This window comes from Massilia sp. DD77 (genome assembly GCF_036961685.1).
In the GTDB taxonomy this organism is placed as follows: domain Bacteria; phylum Pseudomonadota; class Gammaproteobacteria; order Burkholderiales; family Burkholderiaceae_D; genus Telluria.
Genome location: NZ_JBAMDH010000029.1, coordinates 16770 through 40562 on the forward strand (window position 1 = coordinate 16770; position 23793 = coordinate 40562).

General features: G+C 66.6%; 22 protein-coding genes. 11 read left to right on the forward strand and 11 right to left on the reverse strand.

Features of this window, described 5'->3' with window-relative positions; translation table 11 throughout:
* The first annotated feature begins 265 nt into the window (after window positions 1–265).
* The 5 genes from V7778_RS17670 to V7778_RS17690 all read left to right on the forward strand — a co-directional run bounded on the left by V7778_RS17670 (window position 266) and on the right by V7778_RS17690 (window position 4737).
* Complete coding sequence (locus V7778_RS17670; protein WP_335557639.1) at window positions 266–640, forward strand: hypothetical protein; 375 nt, start codon at window positions 266–268, stop codon at window positions 638–640.
* 194 nt (window positions 641–834) lie between these two features.
* Window positions 835–2715, forward strand: coding sequence for a flagellar assembly protein A (locus V7778_RS17675; protein ID WP_335557641.1), 1881 nt, complete (start codon window positions 835–837; stop codon window positions 2713–2715).
* 91 nt (window positions 2716–2806) lie between these two features.
* Window positions 2807–3262 (forward strand): chemotaxis protein CheW, encoded by a 456-nt coding sequence (locus tag V7778_RS17680; protein WP_335557643.1) that lies wholly within the window; start codon window positions 2807–2809, stop codon window positions 3260–3262.
* Window positions 3263–3353: 91 nt separating this feature from the next.
* Window positions 3354–4397: a lysozyme inhibitor LprI family protein gene (locus tag V7778_RS17685; RefSeq protein ID WP_335557645.1), complete on the forward strand. Its 1044-nt coding sequence runs from the start codon at window positions 3354–3356 to the stop codon at window positions 4395–4397.
* Between the two features lie 25 nt (window positions 4398–4422).
* A complete protein-coding gene (locus V7778_RS17690) occupies window positions 4423–4737 on the forward strand; it encodes a hypothetical protein (protein WP_335557646.1) in 315 nt (104 codons plus the stop codon).
* Window positions 4738–4753: 16 nt separating this feature from the next.
* Here the strand turns inward: V7778_RS17690 and V7778_RS17695 are convergent, their stop codons facing one another.
* From V7778_RS17695 to V7778_RS17715, 5 genes are all read right to left on the reverse strand, one after another.
* Entirely contained in the window at window positions 4754–5302 is a 549-nt protein-coding gene (locus V7778_RS17695; RefSeq protein ID WP_335557648.1) for a GNAT family N-acetyltransferase, read from the reverse strand.
* Window positions 5303–5313: 11 nt separating this feature from the next.
* Complete coding sequence (locus V7778_RS17700; protein ID WP_335557650.1) at window positions 5314–7299, reverse strand: ATP-binding cassette domain-containing protein; 1986 nt, start codon at window positions 7297–7299, stop codon at window positions 5314–5316.
* A gap of 172 nt (window positions 7300–7471) precedes the next feature.
* Window positions 7472–8365, reverse strand: a complete 894-nt coding sequence (gene prmB, locus V7778_RS17705) for a 50S ribosomal protein L3 N(5)-glutamine methyltransferase (RefSeq protein WP_335557652.1) — start codon at window positions 8363–8365, stop codon at window positions 7472–7474.
* 24 nt (window positions 8366–8389) lie between these two features.
* Window positions 8390–9526 (reverse strand): succinyl-diaminopimelate desuccinylase, encoded by a 1137-nt coding sequence (gene dapE, locus V7778_RS17710; RefSeq protein ID WP_335557653.1) that lies wholly within the window; start codon window positions 9524–9526, stop codon window positions 8390–8392.
* On the reverse strand, window positions 9526–9891 hold the full coding sequence (locus tag V7778_RS17715; RefSeq protein WP_335557655.1) for an ArsC family reductase: 366 nt from the start codon (window positions 9889–9891) through the stop codon (window positions 9526–9528). The genes dapE and V7778_RS17715 overlap by 1 nt, the downstream gene beginning before the upstream one ends.
* 490 nt (window positions 9892–10381) lie before the next feature.
* Between V7778_RS17715 and V7778_RS17720 the strand changes: the two genes are divergently transcribed.
* Window positions 10382–10984: a hypothetical protein gene (locus V7778_RS17720; RefSeq protein WP_335557657.1), complete on the forward strand. Its 603-nt coding sequence runs from the start codon at window positions 10382–10384 to the stop codon at window positions 10982–10984.
* A 52-nt stretch (window positions 10985–11036) separates the two neighbouring features.
* Here the strand turns inward: V7778_RS17720 and V7778_RS17725 are convergent, their stop codons facing one another.
* Window positions 11037–11438 (reverse strand): hypothetical protein, encoded by a 402-nt coding sequence (locus V7778_RS17725; RefSeq protein ID WP_335557658.1) that lies wholly within the window; start codon window positions 11436–11438, stop codon window positions 11037–11039.
* Between the two features lie 21 nt (window positions 11439–11459).
* Here V7778_RS17725 and V7778_RS17730 point away from each other — a divergent pair, with 21 nt between their 5' ends.
* Window positions 11460–11693: a hypothetical protein gene (locus tag V7778_RS17730; protein WP_335557660.1), complete on the forward strand. Its 234-nt coding sequence runs from the start codon at window positions 11460–11462 to the stop codon at window positions 11691–11693.
* Window positions 11694–11856: 163 nt separating this feature from the next.
* Here V7778_RS17730 and V7778_RS17735 read toward each other — a convergent pair whose 3' ends face one another.
* The 3 genes from V7778_RS17735 to dapC all read right to left on the reverse strand — a co-directional run bounded on the left by V7778_RS17735 (window position 11857) and on the right by dapC (window position 15228).
* A complete protein-coding gene (locus V7778_RS17735) occupies window positions 11857–12999 on the reverse strand; it encodes a PilT/PilU family type 4a pilus ATPase (protein WP_335557661.1) in 1143 nt (380 codons plus the stop codon).
* Between the two features lie 128 nt (window positions 13000–13127).
* A complete protein-coding gene (gene dapD, locus V7778_RS17740) occupies window positions 13128–13967 on the reverse strand; it encodes a 2,3,4,5-tetrahydropyridine-2,6-dicarboxylate N-succinyltransferase (RefSeq protein ID WP_335557663.1) in 840 nt (279 codons plus the stop codon).
* A 46-nt stretch (window positions 13968–14013) separates the two neighbouring features.
* On the reverse strand, window positions 14014–15228 hold the full coding sequence (gene dapC / locus V7778_RS17745; protein ID WP_335557664.1) for a succinyldiaminopimelate transaminase: 1215 nt from the start codon (window positions 15226–15228) through the stop codon (window positions 14014–14016).
* Between the two features lie 140 nt (window positions 15229–15368).
* Between dapC and V7778_RS17750 the strand changes: the two genes are divergently transcribed.
* Complete coding sequence (locus tag V7778_RS17750; protein WP_335557666.1) at window positions 15369–15890, forward strand: GNAT family N-acetyltransferase; 522 nt, start codon at window positions 15369–15371, stop codon at window positions 15888–15890.
* 251 nt (window positions 15891–16141) lie between these two features.
* On the opposite strand, the gene V7778_RS17755 is transcribed toward V7778_RS17750, so the two are convergent.
* Window positions 16142–17152 carry a DUF2235 domain-containing protein gene (locus tag V7778_RS17755; RefSeq protein WP_335557668.1) on the reverse strand — a complete coding sequence of 337 codons (1011 nt, stop codon included), beginning with the start codon at window positions 17150–17152 and terminating at the stop codon, window positions 16142–16144.
* A gap of 755 nt (window positions 17153–17907) precedes the next feature.
* Window positions 17908–18963: an AraC family transcriptional regulator gene (locus V7778_RS17760; protein WP_335557670.1), complete on the reverse strand. Its 1056-nt coding sequence runs from the start codon at window positions 18961–18963 to the stop codon at window positions 17908–17910.
* Window positions 18964–19051: 88 nt separating this feature from the next.
* Between V7778_RS17760 and V7778_RS17765 the strand changes: the two genes are divergently transcribed.
* Genes V7778_RS17765 through V7778_RS17775 form a run of 3 tightly spaced genes read left to right on the forward strand, consistent with a single transcriptional unit; the run spans window position 19052 to window position 23789 of the window.
* The gene (locus V7778_RS17765; RefSeq protein WP_335557671.1) at window positions 19052–20647 is read left to right on the forward strand and encodes an FAD-binding oxidoreductase; all 1596 of its coding nucleotides are present in this window, start codon (window positions 19052–19054) and stop codon (window positions 20645–20647) included.
* The gene (locus tag V7778_RS17770) at window positions 20644–22209 is read left to right on the forward strand and encodes a glycerol-3-phosphate dehydrogenase/oxidase (RefSeq protein WP_335557673.1); all 1566 of its coding nucleotides are present in this window, start codon (window positions 20644–20646) and stop codon (window positions 22207–22209) included. The genes V7778_RS17765 and V7778_RS17770 overlap by 4 nt, the downstream gene beginning before the upstream one ends.
* A gap of 17 nt (window positions 22210–22226) precedes the next feature.
* The gene (locus tag V7778_RS17775; RefSeq protein ID WP_335557674.1) at window positions 22227–23789 is read left to right on the forward strand and encodes an FGGY-family carbohydrate kinase; all 1563 of its coding nucleotides are present in this window, start codon (window positions 22227–22229) and stop codon (window positions 23787–23789) included.
* The last annotated feature ends 4 nt before the right edge of the window (window positions 23790–23793 follow it).

The window sequence follows — 23793 nt, forward strand, 5'->3', positions numbered from 1 at the left end:
TCGCGGAATGCCCGCCTTGCGCGCCAGGGCCCGCGTTGGTTCCGGTATTCGAAGTCGTTGTACTCATGTGGCTTCCAAATTTGTCAGAAGAATGTTGCTATGGTAACGTCTTAAGCTTAGGCATTTCGACAACATGCCTCATCCATTACAATGTGTTACAAACTTTACCCAATCAGGCTTACACCTCAGACGGTATGCACATACACTGGCGGCAAGTGGTCATCACAGCTTATCTGTTTATATGGCATCGCGGAAGAGGAACACCATGAAAGACGCGCTCATCAAGACTGAAGCAGCAGCGGGCGGCGCAAGCCGCCTGGCACGGCTCGTGCGCCACGGTGTGCTCGCCTGCGTGCTCGCTGGTGTCGGCGCCGGTGCGCTGGCCCAGAACTACGATCGCGGCAACCCGCGCCGCGAGGAAGCGCAGCCGCGCGACCGTTTCCAGATGCAGATGCAGGACCAGCGCAATTTCGAGGAGCGCCAGCGCGCCTACGACGAGCAGCGCCGCCAGATGCAGATGGAACGCGAGCAGCGCGAACAGCGTGGCGAACGCCGCATGACGCCGGACGAGCGCAGCGACCTGCGCCGCCAGATCAACGAGGCGCGCCGCGACCTGTATCCGAACGCCCAGCGCCGCTGAGGCGCTCGCTGCAAAGCACGACGGCGCCGAGGGCGCCGTTCGTCGTTTACCGGCTGTCCGTATTGACGAAATTTCTTTACGGAAAGTTAGTTGCTATATGTTTATTTATGCGGCGCAACGTGCTACGCTTAGCCTTGACTCATAGCGGGTATCGATTCCGGCCCCCGCTTTCCTGAGCAGACTGGAGCGTCAACGTGATCGAGCCCGCCGCACATCCGCCTGCCCCGGCGTCCCGCATTGCGGGAACCGGGCCGGAGCACTGCATCGTCAAGCGCGCCGACGGCGTGTATGCCGATCCGCAGGTCCTGGGCTCGACCCTGGTGGCGGCGGTCGACAGTGTCCTGCTCGCGAATAACTACTTCGCCGGGCTCGACTACCCGGTCCTGATCAAGGCCTTGTACGGCCATGGCCCTGAGCTGCCGCGCGATGCGCGCGGCCAGGCGCTGGTGCGCATCGCCGACGATATCGTGCCCTTCAGCCCGGCGCGCCGCGCGCTCTACCGCGCGGTCAAGATCGCCGACGGCGAGGCCGGCTACTACTTCGAACCCGTGTTCCTGCCGGATGCGGACGGCGCCGAGGCCCCGGCCCGGCTGGACGTCGATGAATTCATCGCCGACATGTGGATGAAGGGCATCCGCTTCGGTATCGACGTCGCGGCCATCACCGAGGCCATCGCCACCGGTGCGGCCGGCCGCATCGCCGTGGCGCGCCGCCTCGATCCGCGGCCGGGGGTCGATGCCCGCGTGGTCGAAGTCTCCAGCCTGCACCGCAGCGACGCCCCGCGCCAGCTGGCCAACGGCAAGCTCGACCTGATGAGCTTCCAGAACCGCTTCCCGCAGATCCGCCTGGGCGAACGCCTGTTGCAGAAGCTGCCGCGCGAGGCGGGCGAACCGGGCTTCGACCTGTCCGGCATTCCGCTGGCGCCCGAGATCCCCGCGGACCTCGACCTGGGCGGCTATGCCGGCCCGGGCACCAGGGTCGAGCAGACTGCGGACGGCGAATTCCTGGTGGCGCAGCAGGACGGCTTCCTGAACGTCGATGCCAAGAGCAGCCGCATCGCGGTGGACGACAAGATCGTCAGCCATGACGGCGTCAGCGCCAAGACCACCGGCAACCTGAACCTGAGCGGCGACTACGAGGAATTCGGCGAGGTGCAGGAGCAGCGCATCATCGAAGGCGAGGGCATCACGGTGCACGCCGACGTGTTCGGCCACGTGGTCTCGCGCGGCGGCGCGATCCTGCTGAACCGCAACCTGGTCGGCGGCAGCGCGCGTAATGCGGCCGGATCGATCACGGTGCAGGGCGTGGCCTCGCAGTCCGTGGTCCAGACGGCGAACGGCGAAGTGCGCATGACGCGCGCCGAGAACTGCATCATCTCGGGCACGCGCGTGGTGGTGGAGCATGCGATCAACTGCGAGATCCTGGCCGAGGAAGTCGAGGTCGGGATTGCCGAAGGCTGCGCCATCGGCGGGCGCAAGCTCGGCATCGGCCGCGCCGGCCCGCGCCGCCAGAACGAGATGCTGGTCTTCGTGCTGCGCCCGGACTGCAGCCGCTACACCGAGGCCATGGCCCAGGTGCGCGAGCGGGTCGGCCAGTTCGGCGAACTGGCGGGCCGCTGCCGCGCCGGGATCGAGGCGCTCGGCGCCCGGCCGGACCTGCGCAAGTACCTGCAGCTGGCGCCGCGCATCCGCAAGGGCGAGCTGGTGCTCAGCGCCGAGCAGCAGCCGCAGTTCGATCGCCTGTCGCAGGCGGTGCTGCCCGCGCTGCGCGAGCTGGGCCGCCTGAACCACGAATTGAAGGCCGCCGAGACCGAGCAGCAGGGCGGCATGGCCTTCCTGGCCCAGCTGGAAGCCCAGCGCAGCGCGCGCGCCGGCGCCGCCAGTGTGGCCATCGAACAGCTGGACGGCGACGTGCAGGTGCGCGCGCTGGCCTACGAGCCCGATGCCGGCAGCGTGCACGACCTGCCTGCGCGCGAGGTCAAGGCGCGCCTGCGCGAATCCGTAGGCGCCGAGCTGCTGTTCGCCGGATCGAGCGGCGAGCTGCGCTGGGACCACACGATCGGGGCGGCGGCCTGAGCGCGGCGCACTGTTGACTGCAGTCAACGATCCGGAGGCGGCGCGGCCTTAGCATGAAGGTCGCTTCATCGAACCGCCGAAAGGACCCGTCATGCATTCAGCTTCCACGACGCCGCAGGAATTCCTGAGTTTCACCTTGGGTGGCCTCGAGTATGGGCTCGATTGCGCCAAGGTCCAGGAACTCAAGCCGCTCAAGTCGCTCGAGCGCTTCGCCGCGGACGGCGAGATCATCGGCGGCGTCGCGCTCTCGCGGGGCGTGATCCTGCCCGTGGTCGACCTGCGCGCCGCCTTCGCGCCTGGCGTGGCTGCGCCGCATCCCGATACCGAGGTCATGATCGTGCGCCTTGCGTCCTGCCTGGCGGGACTGGTGGTGGAAGAGGTCGGGGACGTGGTGCGCCTGTCGACCGCGCAGATCGTGGCGCTGCCGGGGGCGCACCATGCCGACTACCTGATCGGCATGGGGGTATCGCAGCAGCGCCGCCTGGTGCTGGTCGATATCGACCGGCTGATGTCGCTGGCGCCGAAGCAGCCGAAGCGGGCGGCCTGAAGATCCGCCGGGAACAGGCCGGACGTCTGCTACGTCCGGGCGCCGGATCTGCGGTAAGGTGGCGCTTTCGAACCTTGAAGGCACACGACCCATGCTCCGCCGCTTCGCACGCCAGGCACTGCCCATGCTCCTGCTTGCGCTCGGTCAGGCGGCGTTTGCCGCGGCCCCTTACCCGAACACCTCCCATTTCGGCGTCCCGTTCTCCGAGGACGAGGCCTGGCACCGTCAATGCCGCCGCGTCGAGCAGCGCGCGGCGCCCGGCTACCCGCTTCCAGGCGCCGGGCCGGCGGCGCCCTGCGATGCCGGCGCCATGTACTACGCCAAACGCGGCCAGGCCGGGACCTCGGCGGCCGAATGGAAGCAGGTGCGCGCGTGCGCGCTGGCGCGCGGCGACCACGCGGTCCTGGCGATGCTGTATGCGAACGGCTTCGGGGTCGAGCGCGACCTCGACGTCGCGATCCACCATGCGTGCAGCATGGACAATGTCGCCAAGGCCGAAATGGAAGGACGCGTCGCCCACCTGGCGGGCATGCACCCGGGGAGCGACGTGTTCGACCAGTGCGACGATATCACCAGCGGCGCCATGGGAACGGTCTGCGCGGGCATCCGGGAAACGCGGGACGAGCGGGTGCGCGAGGCGCGTCTCGACCGTCTGGCGCGCTCGCTGCCCCACGCCGCCCGCGCCAGTTTCGGCGCAGTGCGCGCCGCGGCCGAGCGCTATGTCGAGGCCAGCGCAGGCGAGCGTGACATGCAGGGCACCGGCGCACCGGGATTCGTGCTCGCCCAGCAGGGACGGCTGCGCGAGCAATTCATGCAGGCGGCGCTGGATGCGGTTGGCGGCAAGCTGCCGCGCGCAACGCCGGCGCAGGCGCAGCAGCTCGACCGTGAGTTGAACCGGGTCTACCGGGAGGTCATGGCGCTTCCGTCGAAGCAGGATAACTGGCCGGACCGGATCGGCGATTCGACGATCAGCCGCGCCGACATCCGGACCACCGAGCGGCGCTGGATCGCCTACCGGGATGCATTCACCGCATTCGCCGCGGAGAATGGCGCCGGGTCGAACGGCGCCGCGGTCGAGGCGCTGCTGACGCGCCAGCGCATCGCCGCGCTGCGCCGCCTGGCGGGCTACCGGTAGCGTGCGCAGCGGCTAGAATGTGGGCATGGCACGCAAATCTCCCATTTTTCCCGGCCCTCGCACCGCGCGCGGCGCCGTGCTCGCGGTCCTGCTCTCCAACACCGACCAGGCCGGCGCCGAACCGCTGCGCGGACGCGTGACCCTGGCCGCCATCGTCAAGGCGCTCAAGCGCAAGTACAACTGGCCGATCGAGACGACCAGCTTCCCCTCGAACGCCGCCGACGGCCGCGCCACCTGGGCCACGGTCTACAGCCTGCCGCCCGAGGTGATCAAGGCCGCCATGGACGCGCGCGGGCGCGACTGGCTGCGCAGCAGCCTGGCGGGCAGGGAAACGGACTAGGCCCGCTGCCTGGCGCTCAGCGCCGGTCCGATGCGAGCAGCGAAAACAGCTGCAGGTCGAGCGGAGCGCCGTTCTTGAACTCATACGCGCGGCGCGTCCCTTCGTGGCTGAAGCCCAGCTTGCGCAAGAGCCTGGCGCTGGCCTCGTTGTCGACCTCGACCTCCGCGCCGATGCGGTAGATGGGCATGGTGTCGAACACATGCTTGATCATGGCCGCGACGCATTCGTGGGCGATGCCTTGGCCCCAGTATTCCGGAAACAGCCAGTAGCCGAGCTCCGCGCGCCGGTGCGCGTGCACGATGTCGTTCACGCCGCATGCGCCGATGAGCTGCCCCGGTTCGTCAGCGGGGCAGATGGCCCACCATTTGCCTGTCCCTTCGGTTTCCAGCTGCTGGAACCAGCGCATCTGCGCCCGGGTGGCCTCGAGCGTGGCGTAGCTCACGCCGTAGTGGGCGATCACCCGTGGATCGCCCAGGCCGCGAAATACCCGCGGCAGGTCATCCTCCCTGAAGCCGCGCAGGACGAAGCGCGCCGTCCTGATTCCTGGGCAAGGACTGGAGGACATGCCGGCGCGCGTCAGGCGGCCAGGCCTTCGAGCTGCTCCTGCAGCTCCAGCCATTCCGACTCCAGCTGCTCCAGGTCGCGCGTGGCGAAGGCCTGGTCGGCCACCAGGGTCTTGAGCTTGTCCTTGTTCTCGGCCTCGTAGATGACGGGGTCGAGCAGCCGGGCGTCGATTTCGGCCTTCTTCTCGTTCAGCTTGGCCATCTGCTCTTCCAGGCGCTTGATGCGGTTCTCGATCGGTTTGCGCAGCGCGGCCAGGCGCTGCCGCTCGCCCGCCTCCAGGCGTTTCTGTTCGCGGCGGTCGGCCGGCGCGGCGGCAGGTTCCGCCGCCTTGGCGTCGCGCGTCGCGGCCGGCGCCGGCGCGGGCAGGGTGGCCGTACCTTTGCCGAGCTTGGTCTGGAACAGCCATTCCTTGTAGTCGTCCAGGTCGCCGTCGAAGGGCTGCAGCTTGCCGTCGGCGACGATGATGAATTCTTCCGTAGTGGCGCGCAGCAGGTGGCGGTCGTGCGAGACCAGGACCAGGGTGCCTTCGAACTGGGCCAGGGCCAGGGTCAGGGCCTCGCGGGTTTCCAGGTCCAGGTGGTTGGTCGGTTCGTCCAGCAGCAGCAGGTTGGGGCGCTGCCACACGATCAGGGCCAGGGCCAGGCGCGCCTTCTCGCCGCCCGAGAAAGGCGCGATCTTGCTCGTCACCATGTCGCCCGGGAAGTTGAAGCTGCCCAGGAAGTTGCGCAGCTCCTGCTCGCGCACATTCGGCGCGATCTTCATCAGGTGCCACAGCGGCGACTCGTCGTGGCGCAGCATCTCCACCTGGTGCTGGGCGAAGTAGCCGATCGACAGGCCCTTGCCCAGGGTGGCGGTGCCGGTCAGGGGCGCCAGTTCGCCGGCGATGGTCTTCACCAGGGTCGATTTGCCGGCGCCGTTCACGCCCAGCAGGCCGATGCGCTGGCCGATCTGCAGCGAGAAGTTCACGCGGTGCACGATGGCCTTGCCGCCCACCTTGTCGCCGTGGGTATCGAGGACCGGATAGCCGGCGTCCACGTCTTCCATCACCAGCAGCGGATTCGGGGCCGACAGCGGCTCGCGGAATTCGAAGGAGAATTCGGCGGCGGCGCGCAGCGGAGCCAGCTCCTCCATCTTGGCCAGCGCCTTCATGCGGCTCTGGGCCTGGCGCGCCTTGGTGGCCTTGGCCTTGAAGCGGTCGACGAAGGACTGCAGGTGGGCGCGGGTGCGCTGCTGCTTTTCGAAGGCGGCGGCGGCCAGCACCAGTTGGGCGGCGCGCTGGCGCTCGAAGGCGGAATAGTTGCCCGAGTAGCGCTTCAGCTTGCGCTCGTCGATGTGCACGATCACGTTCACGATCTCGTCGAGGAAGTCGCGGTCGTGCGAGATGATGATCAGGGTGCCCGGATAGCGCTTGAGCCAGTCCTCGAGCCAGATGATGGCGTCCAGGTCCAGGTGGTTGGTCGGTTCGTCCAGCAGCAGCAGGTCGGAAGGGCACATCAGGGCCTGCGCCAGGTTCAGGCGCATGCGCCAGCCGCCCGAGAAGCTCGCCACCGGGCGCTGCATCTGCTCCAGCGAGAAGCCCAGGCCGATCAGGAGCTGCTCGGCGCGCGACTGCACCGTGTAGGCGTCGGCGTCCGCCAGCGCGCCGTGGATCTCGCCCAGGCGCATGCCGTGGGCGTCGAGGTCGGGATGCGCTTCCAGTTCTTCCAGCTCGCCCTGCAGGCGGCGCAGGTTGACGTCGCCGTCGATCGCGTACTCCAGGGCAGGGCGGTCGAGCGCCGGGGTCTCCTGGGCCACGTAGGCCATGCGCCACTTGGACGGGAAGTCGATCGCGCCCTGGTCCGGATGCAGCTCGTTGCGCAGCATGCCGAACAGGCTGGATTTGCCGGCCCCGTTGGCGCCGATCAGGCCGATCTTGTCGCCGGGGTTGAGGGTCAGGTCGGCGTCCTCGAGCAGCGGCTTGGTGCCGCGCATCAGGCTGACGTTCTGGAATCGGATCATGGTGGGGCTGGTAGAAAGTAGTGCGTATAGGGCCGGCAGCTCTGCTGCCGACGCGGTGATTGGTAGCGGCGAGCTCACCGCGCGGAATATCGGAGCCGGTAACGATCACCAGAGCGCCGGCCGCCACGTCGGCGGCAAAGCCGCCAAGCCTACGATATGCCGGACGTTTCGCTTATTGCGCGTTCTGGAGCTGTTCCGCGCTCAAGAGGAACACCGCATCGTCGCCGATGCTGGTGGTCAGCCAGGTCAGCCCCAGCTCCCCGAAGGCGGCTTCGGCGTACTCGCGCTCGTTGCCGATTTCGACGATCAGGATGCCTTCCGGCGTCAGGCGCTCGGCGGCGCCGGCGACGATCTTGCGCACCAGGTCCATGCCGTCCTCGCCGCCCGCCAGCGCGATCTGCGGCTCGCGCAGGTATTCCGGCGGCAGCTTGCCCATCGACGCCGAATTCACGTAAGGCGGGTTGGAGACGATGATGTCGTACTTCTTGAACGGGACGTTCTCGTACAGGTCGGACTCGATCGGGTTGACCCGGCCTTCCAGCTTGTATTCGCGGATGTTGTGCTCGGCCACGGCCAGCGCATCCTTCGAGATGTCGACCGCGTCCACCACGGCGTTCGGGAAGGCATCGGCCATCATGATCGCCAGGCAACCGCTGCCGGTGCACAGTTCCAGCACGTTCTCGACCGCGTCCGGATCTTCCACCCAGGGGCTGAACATCTGCGGAATCAGCTCGGCGATGAAGGAGCGCGGCACCAGCACGCGCTCGTCGACGTAGAAGTTGTAGGTGCCCAGCCAGGCTTCCCTGGTGATGTAGGCGGCCGGCACGCGCTCGGTGACGCGGCGCTCGATCACGGACAGCACCTGCAGCACTTCCTCCTGCAGCAGCTTGGCGTCGAGGAAGGGCTCGAGCTTGTCCAGCGGCAGCTTGAGGGTGTGCAGGATCAGGTAGGCGGCTTCGTCGAGGGCCTCGGCGCTGCCGTGGCCGAAGAACAGCTTGGCGCCGTTGAAGCGGGTGACGGCATAGCGCAGCAGGTCGCGCGGCGTGCTGAAAGGAGTCGTAGTCATGGCCATGTTCTCGTGTTGGTGGGCTCAGGCAGCCAGCAGGCGTTCCAGCGTACGGCGGTAGATGTTCTTCAGGGGATCGATGTAGCGCAGCTCGATGTGCTCGTCGATCTTGTGGATGCTGGCGTTCGGTGGGCCGAATTCTATCACCTGGGGGCAGATCCGGGCGATGAAGCGCCCGTCCGAGGTGCCGCCCGTGGTCGACAATTCCGTTTGTACACCCAGTTCTTCCTGGATCGCGCCGCAGACCGCGTCCGACAGCGTGCCCTTCGGCGTCAGGAAGGGCAGGCCGGACAGGGTCCATGCCAGGTCGTAGTCCAGGCCGTGGCGGTCGAGGATGGCGTGCACCCGCGCCTCCAGGCCCTCGGCCGTGCTGGCGGTGGAGAAGCGGAAGTTGAAGTCCAGGGTCATGCTGCCAGGAATCACATTGGTGGCCCCCGCGCCGGCATGGATGTTCGAGATCTGCCAGCTGGTGGGGGCGTAGTACTCGTTGCCCTCGTCCCAGACCTCGGCGGCCAGCTCGGCCAGTGCCGGCGCGGCCTGGTGGATCGGGTTGCGCGCCAGCTGCGGGTAGGCGATATGGCCCTGCACGCCCTTGATCACGAGATGGCCCGACAGCGAGCCGCGGCGCCCGTTCTTGATCGTGTCGCCCAGCACATGGTTCGAGGTCGGTTCGCCCACCAGGCAATAGTCGAGCGTCTCGCCGCGTTCCTCCAGGCGTTCGCAGACGATCACGGTGCCATCCGTGGCCGGGCCTTCCTCGTCGCTGGTGATCAGGAAGGCGATCGAGCCCTTGTGATCGGGCCGCGCGGCAATAAATTCTTCACAGGCAACGACCATCGCGGCGATCGAGGTCTTCATGTCCGAGGCGCCTCGGCCGTAGAGCTTGCCGTCGCGCTGGGTGGGGGCGAAGGGCTGCGACTGCCACTGGTCGACCGGGCCGGTCGGCACGACGTCGGTATGGCCGGCGAACACGAAGACGGGCGACGCGGTCCCCTTGCGCGCCCACAGGTTGGTCACGCCATTCGACTCGATGGTCTCGCAGCGGAAGCCCAGCGGCGCCAATAGTTCGATCAGGCGCTGCTGGCAGCCCTTGTCGTGCGGGGTGATCGAATCGAGGGCGATCAGCTCTTCGGTCAGGAGCAGGGTGCGCGACGCTTTCATCAGCCGGCCTGTCCGAAGATGGCGCGGTACTGGTCGGCGGAGAAGCCGACGCTCAAAGGACCGGCGCCGTCGAGCACGGGGCGCTTGATGACGGACGGGTTTTCCAGCATCAGCTCGGCCGCGCTGGCCTTGTCGACGATCTGCGCCTTGCGCTCGTCGCTCAGGTTGCGCCAGGTCATGCCCTTGCGGTTGACCAGGGTTTCCCAGTCGAGCTGCTCGAGCCAGCCCTCCACCAGTTCGCGGCTCAGGCCCTGTTTCTTGAAGTCGTGGAAGCTGAAGTCGTGGCCGTTGTCGGCAAGCCAGGTGCGGGCTTTCTTGACGGTGTCGCAGTTGGGGATGCCGTACAGGGTCGCGGTCTTGGTCATGGTATGGGCGTAGATCCTTGCGCCCGCGCGAGGCGCGCAGGCTGTTTGAATTTTGGAAACGCGGGAGGATAGCACACGCTCCGCATTGGGGGATTGTACACAGGTGGCCGACGAGCGACGGCCGCCACGACGGCGCAAAGGCTATCGGCCCGTACGCCGCGCATAGCGAAATCAATTTTACTCACCGCGTGGAACGCACTAGCATGGACTTGGCAGAATGACCAGGGTGAGTCCATGAAACTGCACTTCGAGACCTTGCTCCACCGCACGCCTCTCCCGCGTCTCTGGCTGATTACCGTATTGCTGATGGTGGCCGGCGTGTCGGCCTACGTCTACTTCGAGTAGGGCGTCCCGGCGACGGGAGCCCTGATGGCTCGGGAGGGAGCGGATCATGATGCGGCGACATAACACGCCGCTCAAGGGCGGCTGGCTGATGGTCGTGCTGGCCCTTGTGGTGGCCTTGTTGCTCTACTACCTGCTCTAGCGCTTCGTGATCACCTGGCTGCGCAGGCATGCCGGGCCCATCACCTTCGTGCTGAGCCTGAGCGTCATCGTCCTTGCGTTGTCCAACGCTTGGAAGCACGAACTCGTCTCCTCGCGCTGGCTGGCCGGGCAGAAGGACGCGCTCGCCGCCTTGAACAGCATCGTGACGATGCTGATCCTGGTCGCCGGTTCCATCTTTTCCTACTATCGCTTCTTCAAGGGCAGGACCTTGTCGCTCAGGGTGGAGCTTTCGCTCGAAGCAAGTGTCCACCAAACGCCGGAACAATACCGCATTCATGCGATATCGCTATCCGCCAAGAATGTGGGCAGCTCGACGGTGTGGAATCCAACGCCGCAGATCACCGTACAGATTCACGGACCGGATGGAGCTGCAGAAACGCGCCATATCACGCAATGGTCGGAGGAGGCTGGTAGCGAAGCGAACATGGCCGCAGTGATCGACGCGGGGGAAGCCGCCTTCTTTTTCGCACATCAACATATCCCAGATAGCGCCTGGGCTGTGACTTACTTCGCATCAATGAAGGCGGACCAGGGCGACGAGTGGCATATTTCGAAAACGATCAGTAACAAGGAACCCAAGTCGGGCTGACCTTGCGCTTCGCGCGGCCTTCGCATCATGCTGAGTCGTCGATGCGCACGACCTAGCAGCTAACTGTGCCGACACTGTCGCCTGTTCGAAGATCGATACCGATCCAGCAGCGATAGGGGCCTTCCTTGCTTGCTTTATCCTGCGCACTATACGAGCAATGGCCCCCTTTTTTATCGCGAGCGCGATCGCCTTTTTCACCTGAGCATGTTTCCAGCAAATCGGGACCGATAGCGTCGAACATTTCTTTCGCGGGTGGTCCATTGATCAGAATGGATAGCTTGCGGTCGCCGGCGGAGGGCAACTGCCTGTCCGCAAGCATGCCGCCGTGGATCAGATAGATCGCTCCGGGAATCGACTTCCATCCATGGATGGGCGTGGCGGCAAGCGCTAGTGAGAGTGAGCCTGCCACGACCACACCTGCGAAAAGCCAGGCAAGCTTTTGCGTCTTCAGCATGAGTCAACCTCGCAGCTTCAGGTGGAAATGGTCGTCGTGACGGGGCGCTCTCTTTGCGAACGGGGCGCCGGGGGCGTTGAGCAGTACGGTAACGACCGCTGCGAATGTCCGGAAGAGACCAATCAGCAGCTCAGTCCCTTCCTTATCGTACTGCTGTTCCCACCAGCGGACCGGCTGCTCGAGACCGTCCTTGCGCAAGGGGCGAATGTCTACCTCAAGTTCACTCCGATGCTGAAGAAGCCTCGCGCATCCTGAGGCGGGGGAAATCGATGATTGACACCCACGGCGACCCTCCATTATCCACGGTAGGTCGCCATTGTTGTCGAGCGCCATACGCCCATCATTGTCGATTGTCAAAACAGGGGGGCTGTGCGCCTTCAAGCAGACATGGACTTCATGAGGCGAGCGCCCCGGCACCTCAGGAATTGAGCGTGAACTCCGTAAACGACGCGCCCTGCGCTTCATCGGGCTTACTCTGCTCTTCCTGCTGCGCCTGGCTTTCCGGCCCGTTGTTGAGCAGCCAGAGCAGGTTGGTGGCGGAATCCGCATTCGCCAGCGCCTCGTCCTGGCTCACCAGGCCCTCGCGCACCAGGCGGAACAGGGCGGTCTCGAAGGATTGCGAGCCAGGCGACAGGCTCTTGTCCATCGCTTCCTTGATCTGGCTGATCTCGCCTTTCTCGATCAGGTCGCCGATGTAGCGGGTGTTCAGCATCACCTCGACCGCCGCCTGGCGCTGGCCGCCGGCGGCGGATTTCACGAGACGCTGCGAGACGATGGCCTTGACGCTCGACGCCAGGTCTTGCAGCAGGGCGGCGCGGTTTTCGATCGGGTAGAAGCTGATGATGCGGTTCAGCGCGTTGTAGCTGTTGTTGGCGTGCAGGGTGGCCAGCACCAGGTGGCCGGATTGAGCATAAGCAAGTGCGGCGGCCATGGTTTCGCGATCGCGGATCTCGCCGATCAGGATGCAGTCCGGCGCCTGGCGCATCGAGTTCTTCAGCGCCGTATAGAAGCTGGTGGCGTCGCTGCCGATCTCGCGCTGGTTGACGATCGATTTCTTGTTCTTGAACAGGTACTCGATCGGGTCTTCGAGCGTGAGGATGTGGCCGGTGCGCTGTTCGTTGCGGTGGTCCAGCATCGAGGCGATCGTGGTCGACTTGCCGGACCCGGTGGCGCCGACCACCAGCAGCAGGCCGCGCTTTTCCATGATCAGCTCGGACAACACGGTCGGCAGGCCCAGTTCGCCCAGCGGCGGGATGCTGGCCGGCACGAAGCGGAACACGGCCGAGATCGAGCCGCGCTGGCGGAAGGCCGACAGGCGGAAGCGCCCCAGGTTGGGCACGGACACGCCCATGTTCAATTCGTTCTCGCGCTCGAGTTCGGCCATCTGCTCGGGCGTGGCGATCTCGGACAGCAGCGAGTGGATGTTGTCGGGTTCGAGACGGTGCTGGTTGATCGGGATGAGGTTCCCGTTGATCTTGATGTGGACCGGCGAGTTCACCGCGAAGAACATGTCGGACGCGTTCTTCTCCTTCATCAGTTGGAACAGGCGTTCCATGGCCATGGCATCGTCTCCGTATTTGTCTTGGTGTTTCAGGGCCTGTCGGACGCGTCGGCGGGGAACCCGCCGACCCTAGGGGAGGGTTGGCGGCTCCGCCGCCGACGCGTTCAACGGGCGCAAGCAGACCGGAATCAGTCCCCGCGCAGCAGCTCGTTGATGCCGGTTTTCGCACGGGTCTTCGCATCCACGCGCTTGACGATCACCGCGCAGTACAGGCTGTACTTGCCGTCGGCGGACGGCAGGCTGCCCGACACCACCACCGAGCCCGAAGGCACGCGGCCGTAGGACACTTCGCCGGTTTCGCGGTTGTAGATCTTGGTCGACTGGCCGATGTACACGCCCATCGAGATCACCGAGTTCTCTTCCACGATCACGCCTTCGACGATTTCCGAGCGCGCGCCGATGAAGCAGTTGTCTTCGATGATGGTCGGGTTGGCCTGCATCGGTTCCAGCACGCCGCCGATGCCCACGCCGCCGGACAGGTGGACGTTCTTGCCGATCTGGGCGCAGGAGCCGACGGTGGCCCAGGTGTCGACCATCGCGCCTTCGTCGACGTAGGCGCCGATGTTGACGTAGGACGGCATCAGCACCACGTTCTTGCCGATGAAGCTGCCGCGGCGGGCCACGGCCGGCGGCACCACGCGGAAGCCGCCCTTGGCGAAATCCTCCGCGGTGTAGTCGGCGAACTTGGTCGGGACCTTGTCGTAGAACTGCAGGCTGCCGCCGAGGCCCGCCGCCGCCGGCATTGCCACGTTGTTCTCGAGGCGGAATGACAGCAGCACGGCCTTCTTGATCCACTGGTTGACGACCCAGTCGCCGGTATCCTTCTGCGCCACGCGCAGGCTGCCGTTGTCGAGGCCTGCAAGGACGTGGGCGACGGCGTCGCGCACTTCGGCGCCGGCGCTCGACGGGCTGATCTCCGCGCGCTGTTCCCACGCGGTGTCGATGATGTTCTGGAGTTGTTGAGTCATGATGCAGTCTAGTAGGGATGGGGGGAGGCTGGTTCAGGCAAAGGAGTCAGGCAAGCCCGTGGCAGAACTGGACGATGCGGTTCGCGGCTTCCAGTCCTTCGTCGACGCCGGCCACGAGGGCCATGCGGACACGGTTGCGGCCCGGATTGGTGCCGTGCGCTTCGCGCGCGAGATAGCTGCCCGGTAGGACCGTGACATTATAGTCGGCGTACAGGCGGCGTGCGAACTCCTCGTCCGACAGGCCGCTGCGGCGCACGTCGGCCCACAGGTAGAAGCCGGCGTCGGGCAGCTCGACGTCCATCACTTCCTTCAGCAACGGGGTGATGAGCTGGAATTTTTCGCGGTACAGCGCGCGGTTTTCCTGCACGTGGTGCTCGTCGTTCCAGGCCGCGATCGAGGCCGCCTGCACCGGCGGCGACATGGCGCCGCCGCAGTAGGTGCGGTAGAGCAGGAACTTCTTCATCGCGGCCGGGTCGCCCGCCACGAAGCCCGAGCGCATGCCGGGCACGTTGGAGCGCTTCGACAGGCTGGAGAACACGATCAGGTTGCGGTAGGGGCGCTCGCCCTCGGCGCGGCCCAGCTGGTGGGCCGCTTCCAGCGCGCCCAGCGGCGGCGCCGATCCGCTGTAGATCTCGGAATAGCACTCGTCCGCAGCGATCAGGAAGTTCCAGCGGTCGGCCAGTTCGAACAGCTGGCGCCAGTCGTCCAGTGTCAGCGTGGCGCCGGTCGGATTGCCCGGCGAGCAGACGTACAGCAGCTGCACGCGCGGCCACACCGCGTCCGGCACGCTGCCGTAGTCGCAGGCGAAGTTGCGCGCCGGTTCCGAGTTGACGAAATAAGGCTGGGCGCCGGCCAGGTAGGCCGCGCCTTCGTAGATCTGGTAGAAGGGATTCGGGCACATCACCAGCGCATCCGGCTTGCGGCCGTCGATCATGCACTGGGCGATGGCGAACAGCGCTTCGCGCGAGCCGTTCACCGGCAGCACCATCGTGGCCGGGTCCAGCGCCGGCACGCCGTAGCGGCGTTCCAGCCAGGCGGCGATGGCCGCGCGCAGCGGCTCGCTGCCGTGGGTGCTGGGGTAGCTCGACAGGCCCGACATCGCGTGCACCAATGCCCGCTCGATGAAGGCCGGGGTCGGATGCTTGGGCTCGCCGATGCCGAGGCTGATCGGGGAATACGCGGGGTTGGGGGTGACGCCGGAGAACAGTTGGCGCAGCTTTTCGAACGGGTAGGGATGGAGTTGGTCGAGATGCGGGTTCACGGCGTTATCCAGTTGGCGCTTTGCAATAATCTTTTGATTATACCGCGTTGATCCGGCAGGGTTCGGACGCCAAGCCGCCAGTATCCGCTCGTGTGTTTCTTAGGTAACATGTCAATATTCCATCGCCTAAGGGAATCCACATGATCGTCGACTATCTCGCGCATCACCGGCACTTCATCCCCGAGATCACGGACCTGATTTTCGGCCAATGGTCCGACCTGTTCCTGGCCGATGGCATCGGCAAGGACCAGCTCCGGGCGACGCTGGAAGTGCGGGCGAATACGGAGCGGCTGCCCATCAGTTTTGTCGCCCTGCGCGATGGCGAACTGCTGGGCACCGGCAGCATCAAGCTGGAGGAGCCGGGAACGAAGCCAGGGCTGTCGCCCTGGCTGGCCGGCATGTATATCAAGGAGGCCTACCGCGGCACCGGGGTTGGCGAACAGATCGTCCGGGCGCTCGAAGCCAAGGCGCATGCCCTCGGGGTCGAGACGATGTATTTGTCGGTCGGGAGCGCGGTCGGCTTCTACACCCGGCTGGGCTGGCGTGTCATGGAAGAACGAGTCGACTCGTTCGGCGTCAAGGAAGTCACCCTGATGAGCAAGCGACTGAGGCCGGCTGCGCAAGCCTGCCCGGAACAGGACGATGACATGGTATGCGAATGAGCTGCAGGCTCCGGGCAGTCGGCTTGCGCGTGCGGCGCGCACGGCTCGCCGCCGCGGCCGGCTTCATGATGGCAATTGGCGCCGCCCAGGCGCAGCATGATGCCCTTGCGATCATGTCCTGCGTAAGATGAATTCCTTCCGCGGCGGTGTAGCAAGCATCATCTCGCTCCTGTTTGGCAGCTCGAAACGTCATAGGCACCGACGCTTACGTAGCTCACGTTTTCGCGCATGCTGAGTATCATGATTCGCATCTATGAGCGCTTTTTAAGGGTGGCAATGCGGCGCTGCCCTTCTGGCGAAATCAGTGCATCGAACATTTCGCTTTTGCAGCGGTAGCACTCGTCTAAGTCGAAGAAGTCGGGTGTCTCGCCTACGAGATGTGCCAATTGCAGACTCTCGCGCTCGACCTTTAGCCCCAACCGTGTGCTGAGCCAGTCCGAGCACCTGGGTGGGTCGCTCAAGTCAATGGCTTGAATGACGTTGAGGTTAGTTCCGCCATAATGCTTCGGGCAGTTCACTAAGTTCAGTTCTAGACCCAACCCATGCGCCTCGCGCATCATCCACCACAGACTGAAAGCAGCCAGCCCATTAGCTACTTTCTTGCTGCCTCCGCCGCCCACATCACTGTGGTATCCAGGAAACCATCGTTGGTCAAACGCTTTGTCGTTACGCGAGCCACGCTCAAACAATACAGGCGCGAATGACCAGCGTCGCTCGTGGATGGCGACTGCGTGCCGAACGTTGAGGATTCCAGGCTCCAGTTTCCCAGAATTTAGATAATGCGAACGGTCGCGCATCACGTAGAACTGGTTTCCCGGTACACAGTCGAAGAGGCCCAGCATATGCACTGGCGTCTGTGTAGTGGGCGGTGGCTCATGGACCGTGCGTTGCCATTTCCGAAACTCGGTCTCAATGTCGCCTCGCCAGCCTTTCAAGCCATGACGAACGATCATACTAGCAAGGTGGCGTGCAGCAAAGGCACCTCGACTGAACCCGAAGATGAATATCTGATCACCCGGCTCGTAGTTTAGATGCAGCCACTGCCAGCCTTGTCTGGCTGCACTAAATACACCTCGACCTAGTGCCCCGTATAGCACTTGTCCAAAGGTGCCTAGTCCATTGCCGACGCCAGCAATGTAAGTCGAGGACTGTCCGCTTCGATTTACCCAAGAAAGTAGGGCAGGTATATTCGAGTGGCCACCGGTTCGATGTAACACACTGTTCCAAGTGCCATCCATGCCCACAACCAGGTTCTTAGCCATGTACCCTCCTACCGAGCTGCAAGAGAACAATCGACACGCGGCGATTTGGAGCATCTACTGTTGTACTGTACGGCCAAGCTGGCCCGCTGAACTCCGCTTTCTACTTAGAGTGGTAACCATTGTCTCGCTTCCTGATCATGGGCTCAAAATACAATCAAGCGAAAGCATGGGTCTGCAACCGGCCACACGCGGTCCTTCGAATTTAGAGCAAAAGGGAGAGTATGGCTAGCTCAAAAAGATTAAAGCGCACGGCGATTTGCGTCACGCTCATTCCCCTCGTGGTTTCGCTGTTTTCCCAGTGCCTCATCTGGCTAATTCCAAACTGCAATCCGACGCCGTACTCAGTGGAGCAGTGTGTCGTCGGTGGGCATCAATTCGGTCCTTATCTGGTTTCAGGCTTATTGGGTGGGCTTCACGTTGCCGCGCTACTGGGGCTTCTGATCTCTGTGCCTTTATTCGTGGTATCCATAGTCGTACAACGGCGTAGCTTCAGGTCTACTCGATAAATGTCGGCTCCGGGTTGCGCATCCAACCGGTCGACGCAACAGATTCGTGCCCTAAGGTTGTAGCAGACGCTACTTTTGCGAGCGACCGATGCAATACCGTTCGCCGCGCATTTGTGGCAAACAAAATTTGCAAGAACAGCGCGCCAGAATCTGACCGTCTCACAGGAGAGCTTGTGGCGAACTTCATTGTTCGTCCACTAAGTCCCGATGCACTCGCGGGCAGCACGGCCGCAGCCGCGGAAGGCGCAGCTAGCCCGCCTGCTCGCGCCACGCTCCCGGATTGCTGCCGCTCCATTCGCGGAAGGCGTGGGTGAACGCGCTTTGCTCCTGGAAGCCGAGCAGGAAGGCGATGTCCACCAGGCCCAGGTCGCGCTGGCGCAGGTAGTCCTGGGCCAGCGCGTAGCGCACCGCGTCCAGCACAGCCTGGAAGCTGGTGCCGGCGTCGGCCAGCTTGCGCTGCAGGGTTCGCGCCGACATGCCGAGGTCTTCCGCCACCAGGGGCAGGCGCGCGCCGTTGTTGGGCAGGCGGCGCAGCAGGGCCGCGCGCACCTGGGCCACCACGCCGTCGCCCTGGGCGCGCTCGCCCAGCAGGCGTTCCGCGTGCTGGCGCAGCAGCGGATACAGGCTGACGTCCGCGTTGGGCACGGGCAGCGACAGGATGGCGGCGTCGAAGTGCGCCGCGTGGGCCGGCGCGCCGAAGCTGGGCGTCACGCCCAGGATGCGCCGGTATTCGCCGGCGTCGGCGCCGCTGCGGTGCGCGAAGCTCACGCGCGCTGGTGTCAGCGGCCGGCCCGCGAGCCAGCTGCCGAACACCCGGATGCCCGCGAACACGCTTTCCACCAGGTGCCGGCTGGCCTGCGGATAGTGGCTGTCCCAGGCATATACCGCGTCGGCGCCGTCGATCGCCACCCGGGTGCGTCCCAGGTCATGGGCCAGCTGCTCGTAGCGCTGGGTCTGGGCCAGGGCCTGGGCGAAGTCGCTGCAGGCCAGCAGCATCATGCCGTAGGCGCTGAAGGTGCCGGGACGGACCTTCTCTCCCACGTGCAGGCCGAAATGCGGATCGTCCGCCAGGCGCGCGCCGGCGTCGAGCAGGGCGATGTAGTCGCGCGCGGGCAGGGTCTCGGGCGGGGAAAGCAGCAGGCCGGCCGGCAGGCCCGCGCCGGCCGCCAGATGCGCGGGCGCGACGCCGCGTTCCGCGGCCGCGTCGAGCAGCGGCTGCAGGTAGGGACCGGTGACCCGGCCGTTGTCGGGGACGGCGCCGGAGTGTGACGCAAGGTTTGGCGTATTGGAGCAAGGCTGTGTCATGAAAGCGCAATACGGCGTTGGACTTCCCGCTTAATGTTGCATGCAATGGCCAGAATGGCAATAACCAGTATAACGGGAAAAACAAGGCATGCGACGCTGGAACGGGTGGGGAGACGACACGGTCGAGATGGAATTGGGTACGGAGGCGCGCGCCTTCCTGGAGGGGCGGGTCGGCAAGGGCAGGGCGCCGGCCGACGCCAGCTTCGAGCAGGCCTGCGCCGGTTTGCCCGCCGGGCGCCTGCCGCCGCACTGGCTGGTCGACGCCTCGCCGGAGACGCGCGCCCTGCACGCGCTGGGCCAGAGCCTGCCGGACTGGCTGCGCCTGCGCCACGGGCGCCTGGGCAAGGTGCCGGACGCCGTAGCCTTCCCGGAATCAAGCGAGCAGGTGCGCGAACTGCTGGACTTCGCCGCCCTGTACGGCGCCGACGTGATTCCCTATGGCGGCGGGACCAGCGTGGCCGGCCACCTGGAAGTGGGCGCGGCGGCGCGTCCGGTCCTGAGCATCGCCATGCAGCGCATGCGGGGCATGGTCTCGCTCGACTCCGAAGCCCAGCTGGCCTGCTTCGGCGCCGGCGTCACCGGGCCGGACCTGGAAGCCCAGCTGCGCGCCCATGGCTATACCCTGGGCCACTTCCCGCAATCCTTCGAGTACTCGACCCTGGGCGGCTGGGTCGCCACGCGCTCTTCCGGCCAGCAGTCGCTGCGCTACGGACGCATCGAGCAGCTGTTCGCCGGCGGCAGGGTCGAAACGCCGGTCGGCACCCTCGAGATCCCGACCTTCCCCGCCTCTGCCGCCGGCATCGACCTGCGCGAGATGGTGCTGGGCTCGGAAGGCCGGCTCGGCATCCTGACCCACGCCAGCGTGCGCGTCACCCGGCTGCCGGAGCACGAAGCCTTCCACGCCGTGTTCTTCCCCAGCTGGGACAAGGCGGTCCAGGCGGTGCGCGGCCTGGCCCAGGCGCGGCTGCCGCTGTCGATGCTGCGCCTGTCGAACGCCCTGGAGACCTCCACCATGCTGACCCTTGCCGGCCACCCGCGCCGGGTCGGCCTGCTGCGGCGTTACCTGGGCTGGCGCGGCTGCGGCGCCGGCATGTGCATGATGCTGGTGGGCGTCAGCGGCCACCGCAAGCAATGCAAGCAGGCCCTGGATGCGGCCCTGGCCATGGCGCGCCCCCACGGCGGCGTGCACCTGGGCCGCATGCTGGGCGAGCGCTGGCGCCGCAACCGCTTCCGCAGCGTCTACCTGCGCAACGTCCTGTGGACCCAGGGCTATGCCATCGACACCGTTGAGACGGCGCTCGACTGGTCGCGCGTGACGCCGGCGATGGAAGCCATCGAGGCGGCCGCGGCGCGGGCCCTGGAGCCCTTCGGCGAGAAGGTGCACGCCTACACCCACCTGTCGCACCTGTACCCGCAGGGCGCGAGCGTGTACTCGACCTTCGTGTTCCGCCTGGCGGGCGACTACGAGGCCGACGTGGCGCGCTGGCGCCAGCTGAAGGACCGCGTGTCGGACGCCATCGTCGCCAGCGGCGGGACGATCAGCCACCAGCACGGGGTGGGCACCGACCACGCGCCCTGGCTGGCGGCCGAGAAGGGCGAACTGGGATTGAGCGCGATGGCCTCGCTGTTCCGCCACTTCGACCCGGAGCGCCGCATGAATCCGGGCAAGCTGGTGAACCGATGAGGGACCACGCGGTGGATGTCGAGGCCCTGGCCGCGCGCGAGTGGGATCTGCTGGTGATCGGCGGCGGCATCACCGGCGCCGGCATCCTGCTCGAGGCGGCGCGGCGCGGCCTGAGCGCGCTGCTGGTGGAGCAGCGCGACTTCGCCTGGGGCACCTCCAGCCGCTCGTCCAAGCTGGTGCATGGCGGCCTGCGCTACCTGGCCGAGGGCCAGCTGCGCCTGACGCGCGAGTCGGTGCGCGAGCGCGAGGCGTTGCTGCGCGAGGCGCCGGGACTGGTCGAGCCCCAGGGCTTCGCGTTCGCCGACCACGGCGGGGGCTGGCCGCGCCGGCTCGGTTTCCTGGCCGTGCTGCGCATTTACGACCGGCTGGCCGGGCGGCGCGAGCCGCACTGGGAGACGGCGGACGGCTTCACCATGCTGGCGCCGAACGTGCGGCGCGACGGCCTGCTGGGCGGGGTGCGCTACACCGACGCCAAGACCGACGATGCGCGCCTGGTGCTGCGGGTGCTGGACGAGGCCCGCACGCACGGGGCGGAGGCGCTCAACTATGTGGCGGTGCGGGGCCTGGTGCGCGAGGGCGGCCCAATAGTTGGCGCCCGCCTGCTGGACGAGCGCGGCGGCCAGGAGCAATCCGTGCGCGCCCGCGTGGTGGTGAACGCGGCGGGGGCCTGGGCCGGCGCGCTGGGCGGCGAAGGCAAGGGCCCGCGCCTGCGTCCCCTGCGCGGCAGCCACCTGGTGCTGCCGTCCTGGCGCCTGCCGCTGGCGCAGGCGGTGAGCCTGCTGCATCCCGGCGACCGCCGCCCCGTGTTCGCCTTCCCATGGGAAGGCGCGACCCTGGTCGGCACCACCGACGTCGACCATGGCGAGGGCCTGCACCTGGAAGCGCGCATCACGCGCGATGAATTCGATTACCTGATGACCGCGCTGCGCGCCGCTTTCCCGCAGCTTGGCCTGCAGGACGCCGACGTGCTCGCGACCTATGCCGGGGTGCGCCCCGTGATCGACGGCGGCCAGCACGGCGCGCCTTCGAAGGAAAGGCGCGAGCATACGGTGTGGTCCGAGCCCGGCCTGGTGTCGGTCACGGGCGGCAAGCTGACCACCTTCCGCGCCATCGCGCTCGACACCCTGCGCCACGCCGCGCCCCAGCTGCCGGGATGGCGGGCGAAGCTGGATCCGGTGCCGGTGTTCGCCCGCGTGGCGCCGCCGCTGTGCCGCGCCTTGCCGGGTTCCGTGCTGCGGCGCCTGGGCGGGCGTTATGGACCGCACGCCCAGGCGCTGGTCGATGCGGCGGAGGAGGGCGAGCTGGAGACGGTGCCGGGCACCGAGACCCTGTGGGCCGAACTGCGCTGGGCCGCGCGCGCCGAGCGCGTGCGGACCCTGGCCGACCTGCTGCTGCGCCGCACCCGCCTGGGCATCCTGCTGCCGCAGGGCGGGGCCGCGCACCTGGCGCGCATCAAGACCATCTGCCGGCCGGAGCTGGGCTGGGACGAGGCCCGCTGGCTGGCCGAGCAGGCCGGCTACATGGCATTATGGCGCGAGTGCTACGGCATTCCCGCCGCCTGACCACAACGATAACAACGATGCCTGAACCGCTGATCCTCGCCATCGACAATGGCACCCAGAGCGTGCGCGCGCTGCTGTTCGACCTGCGCGGCGACATCGTCGCCAAGTCGCAGGTGCACCTGCAAGCCTATTTTTCCACCCAACCCGGCTGGGCCGAGCACGACGCCGAGGGGTATTGGCAGGCGGTGTGCGAAGCCTGCCTGCGGCTGTGGGAGATGCCGGGCGCCGACCGCGAACGCGTGGCCGGCGTGGCCGTGACCACCCAGCGGGGCACCGTCGTCAATCTCGACAAGGACGGACGCCCGCTGCGGCCCGCGATCACCTGGCTCGACCAGCGCCGCACCGAACAGGTGCCGCCGATCGGGCCACTGTGGCGCGCCGCCTTCAAGCTGGCGCGCGTGGCCGACACCATCGACTACTTCCGCGGCGAGGCCGAGGTCAACTGGATCGCCGCGCACGAGCCGGAGGTGTGGCGCAAGACCGACAAGGTCCTGCTGCTGTCCGGGTGGCTGAACTACCGCCTGTGCGGCCGCTACGTGGATTCGTCCGGCTCGCAGGTGGCCTACCTGCCTTTCGACTACAAGCGCCTGCGCTGGGCCGCGGCGCGCGACTGGAAATGGCAGGCCCTGGCCGTGGCGCCGCACATGCTGCCCGAGCTGGCCGAGCCGGGCACGCGCCTGGGCGAGGTCACGCCGGAGGCGGCGCGCGCGACCGGCATTCCGGAAGGCCTGCCGCTGCTGGCGGCGGCCGCCGACAAGGCCTGCGAAGTGATTGGCGCCGGCTGCAGCGAGCCGCACGTGGGCTGCCTGAGCTACGGCACCACCGCCACCATCAACACGACCAGCGCGCGCTACGTCGAGGTGACGCCCTTCGTGCCGCCGTATCCGGCCGCCGTGCCGGGCGCCTACAGCACCGAGGTCCAGGTATTTCGCGGCTACTGGATGGTCAACTGGTTCAAGGAGCAGTTCGGCCACCACGAGCAGGCGCGCGCGCTGCAGGAAGACGTGGCGCCGGAGCGGCTGTTCGACGAGCTGGCCAACGCGGTGCCGCCCGGATCCATGGGCCTGATGCTGCAGCCCTACTGGACGCCGGGCATCCGGGTGCCGGGCAGGGAGGCGAAGGGCGCGATCATCGGCTTCGGCGACGTGCACACGCGCGCCCACGTCTACCGCGCCATCCTGGAGGGGCTGGCCTATGCGCTGCGCGAGGGGAAGGAGCGGATCGAGAAACGCAGCGGCGTGCCGATCACCGAGCTGCGCGTGTCCGGCGGCGGCTCGCAGAGCGACGCGGCGATGCAGCTGACGGCCGATATCTTCGGCCTGCCGACCTCGCGCCCGCATGTGTACGAGACTTCGGGCCTGGGAGCGGCCATCGACGCGGCGGTCGGCCTGGGGCTGTATCCGGATTTCCCGAGCGCCGTGAAGGCGATGACGCGGGTGGGACGGGTATTCGAACCGATCCCGGAAAACCAGGCGATCTACGAGCGCCTGTACCGCGACGTGTATGTGAAGATGTACCGCCGCCTGCAGCCGATGTACCGCGACATCGCGCGCATCACCGGCTATCCGGTGCGGACCTAGGCCT